This window comes from Nocardia kruczakiae NBRC 101016 (assembly GCF_001612965.1).
In the GTDB taxonomy this organism is placed as follows: domain Bacteria; phylum Actinomycetota; class Actinomycetes; order Mycobacteriales; family Mycobacteriaceae; genus Nocardia; species Nocardia kruczakiae.
In genome coordinates this window covers 203628-215107 of record NZ_BDBL01000007.1, presented here as the reverse complement: position 1 = coordinate 215107, position 11480 = coordinate 203628, and the positions used below count along the sequence as shown (strand labels likewise).

The window sequence follows — 11480 nt, the reverse complement described above, 5'->3', positions numbered from 1 at the left end:
GCGACACCGCGGCCGTGCTCGCCGCGGCCGGTGCGCCGACGGTGCTGCTGCGGCCGTCCACCGAGCCCGAGGACTTCGCGGGCATGCTGCACGCGACCGCCGTGGTGACCCAGGAAGGCGGGTCCGGTTCGCACGCGGCGGTCGTGGCGCGCGAACTCGGAAAACCGGCCGTGGTCGGTGCCCGGTTCGTCGATCCGGAGTGGCCGGCGCGGGCCGGCGGCGAACTGGTCACGGTCTGCGGGACCACGGGCCGGATCTGGCACGGGCTGGTTCCGGCGGTCGAGGGGCACGCGCCGCCGTGGCCGTCGGATCTGATCGGGGAACCGCTGCGCACGACCGTGGTCGACTCGCTGGACGAGTTGCCGAACGCGGCGGCGGACAGCGCGGGCGACGGTCTCGTTGTCACCGCCGATCCCGACCTCGCCTGCCGCGCGGGGGCTCGCTCGCCGATCGCCTTCGTCTGCGGCGCCGGACCCGCCGACCGGCCGTGGCTCGCCGAGCTGCCCGACATCCCGTTGCGCTACGTGGTGGTGACATCACCCGCGCAGCGGCGCTTCGTCTGCACCCTGCTGGCGATCCGAGAAACCTTGTCCCCCAGATCGGAGACGCAACGATGACCACCGCCGACGATGCGCTCGTGGTGATACCCCGGCGCACCCGAGTCCTGCACACCCTGCGCGTCGCCGGGTGGCTGGCCGCCGACCATTTCGGTGCGGACGCACCGCTGACCGATTCGACGCTGTTCAAGCAGGTCCCGACCCCGCGCGGCGACATGATCACGCTCACCCCGGCGGGCGAACACGCGGCCGAGGTGGAGCTGAACGCCGTCTGCCGTCACCTGTCGCCTGCCGGGCGGGACCACATCGCCGCCCTGCTCGATCGGTTCGAACAGGCCGATCCGCGAATCAAGAACGCGGTGACGGCATTTCAGCGCGATCGCGGTCCGGTGACCGCGCGCGGTGTGCTCGACCTGCACGGCGAGGTCGCCGATCTACTCACCGCGATCGGCGACGCCCTGCCGCTGTGGGACGACTACCCGGCACGGTTCGCGACCGTGGTGGCGCTCATCGAGTCCGGCGATCTCGACAGTGTCGCCTCGCCGTTGCGGGACAGCTACCACACGGTGTGGCATCTGCTCCATCGTGATCTGCGACTGGTGGCCGACTGCCGGTAGCCGTGCCGGCTACTGCGGCGAGTCGGCGGCCACCGCGTGATCGTCGCCCTGCACGACCAGCGCGACGTGCAGGCGGGAGCGGCAATCCAGCTTCTGCATGATCTGGCGGATGTGGTTGACCACGGTCCATTCCGAGAGGTTCAGCCGCTTGGCGATCATGCGGTTGGTCATTCCGGTCGCCACCAACTCGGCGATCTCGCGCTGGCGCGCGGTCAGCACATCCAGCCGGGAGTCCGCCGGTTCGAGGGTGGCCGGAGCCGACAGCGAACAGGCGGCGGCATCGGCCACCGTCCAGTGGTTCACCTGCGCGGCGATCTCCCGAAACCGCTCCGGCCCCAGCATCGTTCGAAGGCGATGAACCGATCCGGGCACATCTTCCGGATCGAGCTGCGGAATGCTGTGCCGGGCGCGCAATCGCCGCGCCGCCAGCCACAGTCGTGCCGAATGCTCGTGGTGGGCGGCCCCGGCCCGGTCGTAGACCCGGGCACAGCCTTCGATCGCGATCACGGCCGTCACCACTTCGTCGGCGATCCCCTCGTCCGCGAGCACCTCCCGGTAGACCGCCAGCGATCGGTCCGGTGCCGGCCCCGCGATCTGACTGCGCGCCAGCGAATTCAGCGCCGGCAGGCGAATCGATCCGGCGCAGCGCCGGATCCGGGCTGCCACCTCGTCCCAGCCCTCGGCGCCGGCCGGAAGGCCGGCCAGGGCTTCGGTGATCCACATCCAGTCGGCGAACCGTTCGCTCAGTCTGCCCGCGAATCGCGACGACAGCCGCAGGCAGTCCCGTGCCGATTCCGCGTCACCCAGTGCGCACAGCGCGGCGGCGAGCGGCACTCCCGTCCGGGCGGCCCGGAATTCGTCGCCGGCCTCGCGGTAGCCGTGCCCCGCCGCGGTCAGCATTCGCATCGCGCGATGCAACCGGTCGGTGCGTAATGCCCACAGCCCCAGCAATTCCCGGCACAGCGCGGCCGACACTCCGGCGAGCGGCTCGGCGCCCGGCGCCAGAAGTCCGGACAGCACCGTCTCCAGCTCACGCACCCGCCCGTGCTGCGACCACACCGGATCCAGGAGCGCGATCGTTTCGATCGCGCGTTCGGCCTGCCCCACCGCGATCAACTGGTTGATCGTCGTGAGCAGACTGTCCGGAGCCGCCCGCCGGTTCGTGCGCGCCCCGGCGTCGAGCACGCGCTCGGCGAACTCCGCGCGCAACCGGGCCGCGCGCGCCGGATCGGCCGCATCGACCCGGCGGCAGTAGCTGCGCACCGTGGCGCCCACCCGGCAACTGCCGACATCGGTTCCGGATTCGACGCGATGGATCAGCCCGCGCTCGAACAGCACATCGAGTGCCGCCGTGGTGCGACCGCGATCCAGCACACTCACCCGGTAGGCGAGTTCGATGTCGAAGGGCGTTTCGAACAGTGACAGCCGCAGCAGCAGGTCGACCACGTGCGCGTCGAGGTCCCCGATCGTCCACTCGACCGCATCGTGCATGGTGCGGTGCCGGGTCGGAGCCGACCCCAGCGCCGGGGACTGCAGGTCCACCCCCGCCTTGATCCGCCGCAGCGCACGCGCCGGGCCGACCCGCGCGATCTCGGCGGCGGCCAGCTCCAGCGCCAATGGGACACCGTCGAGTTCCCGCACGATCTCGTCGAGCACCAGGCGATCGGCCAGGGAATGCATCCGCCGGTAGTGGCTGTCGATACTCGCCAGCAGCAATCGCGAGGCCGGCGAGGATCCCGGGTCGTAGTTCAGCAGACCGGTATCGACCGCCAGCGGCCGCACCAGGACCACGTACTCCTGCGGCAGGCGCAGCGCCTCACGGCTGGTCACCACGATCCGCACCTGCGGACACCGATCGAGCAACTGTCCTACGTGGGGCGCCAGTTCCCGCGCGACGGGATCGCAATTGTCCAGCAGGACGATTCGCGCCTCGGCCCCGATCACCCCCGCGAGCTCGGAGAACGCGGACGCCACCTGCCGCGGCTCGACCGTCGCGGTACCGGGCGCGGCATCCAGGAATCCGATCAGCCGGTCGCGAAATTCGCTGTACCACAGCACTTCTCGCGCCAATCGAGACTTCCCGACGCCGGCGCGGCCGATCAGGGTCAGCAATCGGGCCGACTGTTCACCGAGGAGCCTGCGCAGGGTGTCGACGTCGTCGCCACGCCCGACGAAGGCGGGGCCGGACGGTGCGGCAGAGCCGGGAGGAGAAAGCGGGTGTTCGTGCCTCATGCGCCAATCACTTTCACACTGCGCCCCGATGGCGACCGAGAGAACCGATCAGGCCGTGCCGCGCTGCACCATTCGTCGCGCGAATCCAACTCCCCGAATGTCGACGAATACGCCGTGATCCCGGATAACGATACCAACCCGAGCCCGCTCACGAGCGGTATCGAACCGGTCACGATCATCTGCCCGGACCGTGATCGACGTATCCGGTCCGCCGCGAGGCTTGCGCCGCGCCCACACCGGGGGCAGAATTCAACACACAATGAATTCAACGCTCGGTGAATAATCTCGCCGGTCGTGCGAGCTGAGAGGTGGACCGTGGCGAACTCCGATTCGTCCCCGGCGATCACCGTCGAGCACCTGCGGGTGCGGCGCGGGGGACATGAAGTGCTGCACGATATTTCGCTGACCGTCCCGGCGGGCAGCATCACCGGTCTGCTCGGCCCCTCCGGCTGCGGGAAGACCACACTGATGCGCAGCATCGTCGGCACCCAGCTGATCCAGGCCGGCAGCGTGCGGGTACTCGGCGAGGAGGCCGGCAGCCGCGGTTTGCGGTCCCGCATCGGGTACGTCACGCAGGCGCCGAGTATCTACGACGACCTCAGCGTGGTGGAGAACGTCTCCTATTTCGCGGCGCTCTACGGCCGCGACACGAAGGCGGTGCACGCGGCGATCGACCAGGTCGGCATGACCCCGCACGGCCGGCATCGGGGCAATCAGCTCTCCGGCGGGCAGCGGACCCGGGTGTCGCTGGCGTGTGCGCTGGTCGCCGATCCGGAACTGCTGGTCCTCGACGAGCCGACCGTGGGGCTGGATCCGGTGCTGCGGGCCGAACTGTGGAAGCAGTTCCACGAACTCGCCGGGCAGGGCCGCACACTCGTGGTGTCGAGTCATGTCATGGACGAGGCCGAGCACTGCGACCAGCTACTGCTCATGCGCGACGGCCACCTCCTGGCCCAGCTCACCCCCGACAAACTGCGCGCCGACACCGGCGAAACCAGTTTGGAGAACGCATTTCTCGCCCTCATCACGATGGGACAGCCGCGATGACAACGACATTCGCCCCGCCGTCACGCCGGCCGCTGCGCTGCTACACCGCGACCTCGGCGCGCATCCTGCGTCAGTTGCGCGCCGACCGGCGCACCGTCGCCATGCTGCTGCTGGTGCCGACTTTGCTCATGGCACTGCTGTATTTCGTCTATCACGAGACGCCGACGATGCCCGGCGTGCCGTCGCTGTTCGACCGCGTCGGGATCAGCATGCTGGGCATCCTGCCCTTCATCGTGATGTTCCTGATCACCGCGATCGCCATGCAGCGCGAGCGGACCTCGGGCACGCTGGAGCGGCTGATGACGACACCGCTGTCGAAGCTGGATCTGCTGGGCGGATACGGCACCGCGTTCTCCGTCGCCGCGGCGGCGCAGGCGGGCCTGGCGTGTCTGGTCTCCTTCTGGTTGCTGGGATTACAGGCCGCGGGCAGCGCCTGGCTGGTGCTGCTGATCGCCGTGGTCGACGCGGTGCTGGGCGTGGCGCTGGGGCTGCTGGCCAGTGCCTTCGCGCGCACCGAATTCCAGGCCGTGCAGTTCATGCCGCTGGTGGTGGGCCCGCAGTTCTTCCTCTGCGGCCTGCTGGTCCCGCGCGATCAACTGCCGCGCTGGCTGGAGATCATCAGCGACGTGCTGCCGCTCAGCTATGCGGTCGACGCGCTGCAGGAGGTCTCCCGGAACCCGGGCGCGACCGCCGCGATGTGGCGAGACCTGGGCATCGTCGCCGCATTCGCCGCTGTCGCACTGACTTTGGGCGCCGCCACCCTCCGCCGTCGCACGGCATGAGCGGTCGGGCGCACGACGTGAGCGACGTGACCGATCGGGTGAGCGGGCGCAGCGGGCGGCGAGCCGGCGAATCGGGTACGCGGGAGGCGATTCTGGACGCGGCGCGCACCCGCTTCGCCGAGGTCGGATTCGACAAGGCGTCGATCCGCTCGATCGCGGGCGCGGCGGGAGTCGATCCCGCGCTGGTGCATCACTACTTCGGCACCAAACAGCAATTGTTCTCCGCCACATTGAATCTGCCGATCGATCCGGAGATGATCCGCGCGCCGATCCGGGCCGCCGAACTCGACCGGCTGGGCGAGACCGTGGTCCGGACCGTGGTCGGCGCGTGGGATTCCTCGGTGGGAGAGCACGCGGTCGCGGCCTTCCGGGGCATCCTCGCGGGCGGGGACGCCGCACTGGCGCGCAGCTTCCTGCTCGAGGTCGCGCTGAAAGACGTTCGGGAGAAAGTGGATTCGCCGCCGGGCACCGGCACCACGCGAGTGGTCCTCGCCGTGTCGCAGATGGTCGGACTGCTCGTCGCGCGCATGATTCTGCAGGTCGAACCCGTGGCATCGATGCCGCTGGACGAGCTGGCCGCGACGGTCGGGCCGACGATCCAGCGTTATCTGACGGGCGAATTGCCCGTCACCGGCGGCTAGCCTGCGCACCGCCGGGCGGCGGGACTCAGTCCTGGGCGGTGAAGGCCTCGTGCTCGGCGTCGCCGACCGCACGGGCCTCGTCGACCAGCAGCACCGGGATACCGTTGTCGACCGGGTAGGCACGGCGCAGGCGCGGGTTGTAGAGCACGCTGTTGCCGTCCGCGTCGCGGACCAGCGACAACGGCCCCTTGTCCTCCGGACATGCCAGCAGGCTCAACAACGTCGGGTCCAGGGTTTGCTCCGCCATATCCGACAACCTACCCGCCCGTCTGATCCGCGGGCCGCGCCGCCCGCCGGAACGAGATGTGCCGATGCCCGAAGAAGCTGAGCACCGCCACCAGACCCATCACCACGACCGTCGCGGGAGTCTCCGGCAGGTCGAACACCCCGACCGCCAGCTGCACGCCGGCCATGTTCAGTATCAGCCCGCCGGAGTTCACGGCGACGAATCGCAGGAAGTCGGCGAGCAGGTGACCGCGCACCCGGAAGACCAGGGTGCGATGGGCGAAGAAGGCGAACACGATGCTGATCGCGTAGGCCAGCGCCACCGCCACCGCGGGCGGCCAGCCGCCGGGCAGCAGCTTCAGCCACATCACCGTCAGCACCATGCCCAGCAGCGTGTTGGCCGCGCCGACCGCGGCGAAGGCGATCTCCTGGCGGCGGATCAGTCGCAGCAGCAGACCCGGCGGCGGGGCGTCCGGCTCCCCCGCCACCCGCGCCGCCGCTCCGTCCGCACCGACGCTCACGACACCACGTCCGCGGCTTCCTGCTTCACCGGTTCGCCGGATTCGCCAGGACGCCGCCGGGAACGCAGGTAGAGCCACTGCATCACCGCCAACAGCACCAGGCCGCCGGCCGCGGCGGCGACACCGATACGCCAGCCCGGCGGTTCCCAGGAGACCTCCAGCGTGACATCGCGGGTTCCCGCCGGAATATCTACGGCGACAATCGATTTCGCGACCTCACGAATCGGCAGCTCATGTCCGTCGAGGGTGGCGCGATAGCCGGGCCAGTTCAGCCGCGCGAGGACCACACGCCCGCCGTCGGGTGAGCTCACACGTATCCGGCTGGTGCGGTCCGTCTCCGACAGCGAACTCGCCTGCACGTCGTGTGCGTCGGAGATGCGGCCGTTCTGGGTGGAAACCAGGCCCTGCTCACGCTCGAGCACCCAGATGTAGCGTTCGTGGCCCGGATGGTCGACCCACTTCCAGCCCGGCGGGGCGGGCTGATTGCCCAGCTCCGGGTACATGGCGCGCTGCAGGACCACCCGGTCGAGTTTCATCAGGTCGACCGGGGCGACCCCGGTGGACGGCTCGGGGGTGAACAGCCGCCGGAACGAGTCCGGACAGACGCTGGAATCCCAGCGCATGCACAGCATCTCGCCGAACCAGTAGTGCCCGTTGGGTGTGTAGCCGTTGACGTAGTTGCGATGCACGTCCTTGGCGAAGTTGCCGAACGCCAGCGATCCGTAGGCACCCCGCAGGCTCTTGTCCTGCGGCTGCAGCAGCCCGCGGTCGCCGAGCTGGATGGTGACGCCGTCGAAGGCCGGGAACGCCGCCTCCGCCTCGGAGCGGTGCACGGGCAGATTCCAGCCCATCGGCGTCGGCTGCACCAGAGACACCTGCAGGTAGGCGATGGGGAGCATGGCGATGGCAGTCGCCAGCGCGGCCGCCCCGCTTCCGCGCTGCGCCCACAACCACACCACGCCGGCGCCCACCGCCGCGACCGCGAGCGCGGAGAGCACATGCCACCAGATGTGGTGCGGGTCGGCGGAAAACGTTCGCACCCAGAGCAATCCGATCAGCACCGCCGCCGCCACCGCGCGCGGGCGCCAGTCGCGCACCGTGCCGAACCGGCCCAGCAGTACGCAGACCAGGATCAGCAGGCCGACCGCCACCATCGGCAGCACCCGCGCCGGCCAGCGCAGCGGGCCGACCGTCCCCGGCCCGGCCGTCCACATCAGGAACATGATCGCGAACAGCGCCACCGAGATCAGTTCCCGCCAGACCCGGCGCGCGCGATTCCAGTCGACGAAGGCCAGCGCCGGAATCAGGAACCACGCGATATAGGTGACCGGCAGCGGCTGCACATATCCCCACCACGAGGTGAACGCCGGCATCGCCGACGGCAGGCTGGCGTTCAGCGATTCCGACCACGGCACCGTCAGGAACCGGTCGTTGTTGATCTGGGAGTTGCCCCGCCAGCTCACCGTCGCGGACAGCATGCTCGGCAGATACGTCATCAAACCGGCCATACCGGCCGCGGCCGCGACCACCGCCACCCGCAGCACCGGCCGCCAGGCGCGCTGCACGACAAGCTCTCCCACCGCGACGGCCACCAGCATCAGCGCCGCCTCGACGGCCGGAAAGACGTATTCGACCGAAATCGCCAGATACAGGAAGACGAACAACGGAATCGGCCCGTAACCGCGGGTGCCGCCGTAGCGCGACCGGTCACCGGCCGGGCCGCGGGCATACCGCACGGCACTGGCCCAGGCGTGCAGCATCCAGGCGGTGCCGGTCAGCGAGGTGACCCAGCTGGCCTCGTCGAAGAACAGGAACCAGCCCGAGAGCGGAAAGGCGATGCCCGCCACGGCGGCCCACGACGCGCGGCTGCCGTAGACCAGGCAGACCCGGTACACGCCGAGTGCGGCGATGATCGAGAAGATCAGTTTGACGACCGTCGCCAGCAGCGCGAGATTGTCCACCGAGGGCGCGATCAGATCGATCAGCAGCTGCGGCGGATTGAACAGGCCCGCCTCTTCCATGGTGTAGTTCCCGGTCATCCACTGTTCGGGCACCATCAGCGGCAGATGGCCCTCGCGCAGATGCCGGCCGAGCATCACCCACAGCGGGGTGTACTGGGATTCGGTGTCGTCGGTGTAGAAGTGCCGCGCGTTGGCCAGCAGCACCGCGATATAGCCGGCAACAACCCCGAGTGCGGTGATCGCTCCCCATCGGAACACGATCCGCCGCGGATGCCCCGCGGCACTCTGCTCGGGCCGGGGAGCGGCGGGCCGCCCATCATCGACGGCGACATCGCGCCGATCCTCCCCGGGCTCCGCGAGCGCCGTCGTCGACACTGCACTTTCCACCACGATTGACAGACCCTACCCGCCCGCGCGCTCGCGGGCACCGCACCCGCAACCGCCGCCCGCTCGCGGAGCCGAAGCCGGTGACCAGCAGCGTGTTAGAGTTCACCCCGATTCGGGCTCTGGATACAGGTGAGGAGTTCCGGTGCGCACCGTCATCGAAAGTCGAACCAGCTGATGCCGATTCCGTCCGCAACCGCACATTCCCCTGCCGCCGGGCAGGCTCCGACACCGGATGTTCACCTCCCGGTCACCGGCGGCGGCGAGCGGGTGCATGCGGTCTCGGTGGTGATCCCGGTGTATCGCGGGGAGCAGACCATCGCTGGATTGGTCGCCGAACTGCACGATTTGTCGCAGTCCTCGGCGACGCCGGAGGGCAACCGTTTCGCGGTCGAGGAGATCGTGCTGGTCCACGACCACGGCCCCGACCGTTCCGACGTCGTGCTGCAGCGGCTGGCCGCCGAATACCCGCAGGTGCGGGTCATCTGGCTGAGCCGCAACTTCGGTCAGGACGCGGCCACCATCGCCGGGATGGCCGCCGCCCGTGGCGAGTGGATCGTCACGATGGACGAAGACGGACAACACGATCCGGGATTCGTCGGCGCCTTCCTCGACACCGCGCTCGCCCAGCGCGCGGATCTGGTCTATTCGAAGCCGACCAACACCCGCCCGCACGGGCTGCTGCGCAACCTCACCTCGCGCGGCGCCAAGGTGGTGCTGGCGACGGTCTTCGCCTTCCCCGATTCCACCCGCTTCGAAAGTTACCGGCTGATCCGCGGCGATATCGGCCGTCAGCTGGCCGAGGTCGCCTCCAACGGGGTGTATCTGGACGTGGCGCTGACCTGGGTGGTGGACAACACCGCGCAGGCGCCGGTGGTGCTGCGCGCGGAGGGCCGCGAAGAGTCCGGATACAACTACCGCCGGTTGTTCTCACTGTTCTGGAAGATGGTGCTGTGCAGCGGAACTCGCGGCCTGCGCCTGGTGAGCATGCTGGGCGTGACCCTGGCCGCCGGTGGTGCCGTGATGGCCGCGGTGGTGATCTGGAACGCCCTGTTCGGCAACGGTCACGACCCCGAGGGCTGGGCCTCGATCATCGTGGTGCTGCTGCTGGTCTCCGGTGCGATCCTGTTCTCACTCGGCCTGATCGCGGAGTATCTGGGTGTGGCGTTGCACGTGCTGGTGGGCAAACCGCTGTATCTGACGGTAGATTCCCCGACACCGCGTCCGCACGTCGAGGCGCGGGTTCCGACCACGGCCGCAGCAATCGGGGGACACAATCCGGGTGAGCACTGACCGCATCCTCTTCAGCCGTCCCTACCGCGCCCAGGCCGAGCTGACGAATCTGGCCGCCGTCCTGGCGTCGGACCACAGTCACGGTGACGGGCCGTTCACCGCGGCCGCGACGGCGAAATTGCGCGCCATCACCGGCGCTGCGCATGCCCTGCTGACCACCTCGTGCACCCACGCGCTGGAGATGGCCGGGCTGCTGCTCGAACTGGGTCCCGACGACGAGGTGATCGTCCCCAGTTTCGCCTTCACCTCCACCGCCACCGCGGTCGCGATGCGTGGGGCCACCTGTGTCTTCGCCGATATCGACGAGCGCGGCAACCTCGATCCGGAGTCGGTGGCCGCCGCGGTCACCGAACGCACCAAGGCGATCGTGGTCATCCACTACGGCGGCGTCGGCGCCGATATGGACCGGCTGCTCGAGATCTCCGAGGCGCACGGCCTGGCCGTCGTCGAGGACACCGCGCACGGCCTCGGCGGCCGGTGGCGCGGACGGTCGCTGGGCACGATCGGCACCGTGGGCGCGCTCAGCTTCCACGACACCAAGAACGTGCACTGCGGTGAGGGCGGGGCCATCCTGCTCACCGACGAGATCCTCATGGGGCGCGCCGAGATCATCCGCGAGAAGGGCACCGACCGGGCCCGGTTCCTGCGCGGGGCGGTCGACAAGTACTCCTGGCAGGACATCGGATCGAGTTATCTTCCCAGTGAGTTGAATGCCGCGGTGCTCGATGCGCAGCTGGCCGAATTCGACCGGATCCAGGCCGGGCGCGTGCGGGTGTGGAACGCCTACGCCGCCGCTCTGCCGGAGTGGGCCGCGCGCAACGACGTGCGGCTGATGCAGGTCCCCGAGGATCGCGAGCACACCGCGCATCTGTACTACCTGCGCACCCCGACCGAGGACGCCCGCGACGCATTGATCGGATACCTTCGCGAACAAGGCATTTCGGCCCCGTTCCACTACGTGCCGCTGCACTCCAGCCCGGCCGGGCAGAAACTCGGCCGCACCACGGTGCCCTGCCCGCGCACCGACGACTTCTCGGCGACCCTGCTGCGCCTGCCGCTGTGGCCGGATCTGAGCGATCAGCAGGTCGCGCGGGTGATCGAAACGGTCACGGCTTTCACCGTGTGAGCTCGCGGAGACCACACCCGCGAAGAACGTGCCGGACCGGCTGTAGACGGGCCGAAACGGGCGCCGCATACGCCCGGTTCCGCCGCAACCTCCT

11 protein-coding genes are annotated in these 11480 nt (G+C 69.4%); 7 read left to right on the top strand and 4 right to left on the bottom strand.

All coding sequences use genetic code 11. The features are described 5' to 3' along the window. Both NK1_RS08080 and NK1_RS08075 read left to right on the top strand, forming a co-directional pair. On the top strand, nt 1-617 hold a 617-nt coding region (locus NK1_RS08080; RefSeq protein WP_245660392.1), incomplete at its 5' end, for a PEP-utilizing enzyme. Next, on the top strand, nt 614-1174 hold the full coding sequence (locus NK1_RS08075) for a hypothetical protein (protein ID WP_063007895.1): 561 nt from the start codon (nt 614-616) through the stop codon (nt 1172-1174). The genes NK1_RS08080 and NK1_RS08075, both read left to right, overlap by 4 nt. A gap of 9 nt (nt 1175-1183) precedes the next feature. On the opposite strand, the gene NK1_RS08070 is transcribed toward NK1_RS08075, so the two are convergent. After that, nucleotides 1184-3406: a winged helix-turn-helix domain-containing protein gene (locus tag NK1_RS08070; protein ID WP_063007894.1), complete on the bottom strand. Its 2223-nt coding sequence runs from the start codon at nt 3404-3406 to the stop codon at nt 1184-1186. 315 nt (nt 3407-3721) lie between these two features. Between NK1_RS08070 and NK1_RS08065 the strand changes: the two genes are divergently transcribed. Genes NK1_RS08065 through NK1_RS08055 form a run of 3 tightly spaced genes read left to right on the top strand, consistent with a single transcriptional unit; the run spans nt 3722 to nt 5876 of the window. Then, a complete protein-coding gene (locus tag NK1_RS08065) occupies nt 3722-4453 on the top strand; it encodes an ABC transporter ATP-binding protein (protein ID WP_063007893.1) in 732 nt (243 codons plus the stop codon). Continuing rightward, entirely contained in the window at nt 4450-5235 is a 786-nt protein-coding gene (locus NK1_RS08060; protein ID WP_063007892.1) for an ABC transporter permease, read from the top strand. The genes NK1_RS08065 and NK1_RS08060 overlap by 4 nt, the downstream gene beginning before the upstream one ends. Nucleotides 5236-5252: 17 nt before the next feature. After that, entirely contained in the window at nt 5253-5876 is a 624-nt protein-coding gene (locus NK1_RS08055) for a TetR/AcrR family transcriptional regulator (protein WP_245660391.1), read from the top strand. Between the two features lie 25 nt (nt 5877-5901). On the opposite strand, the gene NK1_RS08050 is transcribed toward NK1_RS08055, so the two are convergent. Genes NK1_RS08050 through NK1_RS08040 form a run of 3 tightly spaced genes read right to left on the bottom strand, consistent with a single transcriptional unit; the run spans nt 5902 to nt 8841 of the window. Continuing rightward, entirely contained in the window at nt 5902-6123 is a 222-nt protein-coding gene (locus tag NK1_RS08050; RefSeq protein ID WP_063007890.1) for a Trm112 family protein, read from the bottom strand. Nucleotides 6124-6133: 10 nt separating this feature from the next. Further along, a complete protein-coding gene (locus NK1_RS08045) occupies nt 6134-6622 on the bottom strand; it encodes a GtrA family protein (RefSeq protein WP_245660390.1) in 489 nt (162 codons plus the stop codon). Then, entirely contained in the window at nt 6619-8841 is a 2223-nt protein-coding gene (locus tag NK1_RS08040; RefSeq protein WP_063007935.1) for a hypothetical protein, read from the bottom strand. The genes NK1_RS08045 and NK1_RS08040 overlap by 4 nt, the downstream gene beginning before the upstream one ends. Nucleotides 8842-9237: 396 nt before the next feature. Here NK1_RS08040 and NK1_RS08035 point away from each other — a divergent pair, with 396 nt between their 5' ends. Both NK1_RS08035 and rffA read left to right on the top strand, forming a co-directional pair. Further along, nucleotides 9238-10260: a glycosyltransferase gene (locus NK1_RS08035; RefSeq protein ID WP_063007934.1), complete on the top strand. Its 1023-nt coding sequence runs from the start codon at nt 9238-9240 to the stop codon at nt 10258-10260. After that, entirely contained in the window at nt 10250-11386 is a 1137-nt protein-coding gene (gene rffA, locus NK1_RS08030) for a dTDP-4-amino-4,6-dideoxygalactose transaminase (protein WP_063007889.1), read from the top strand. Before NK1_RS08035 ends, rffA begins: the two co-directional genes overlap by 11 nt. Nucleotides 11387-11480 lie beyond the last annotated feature (94 nt).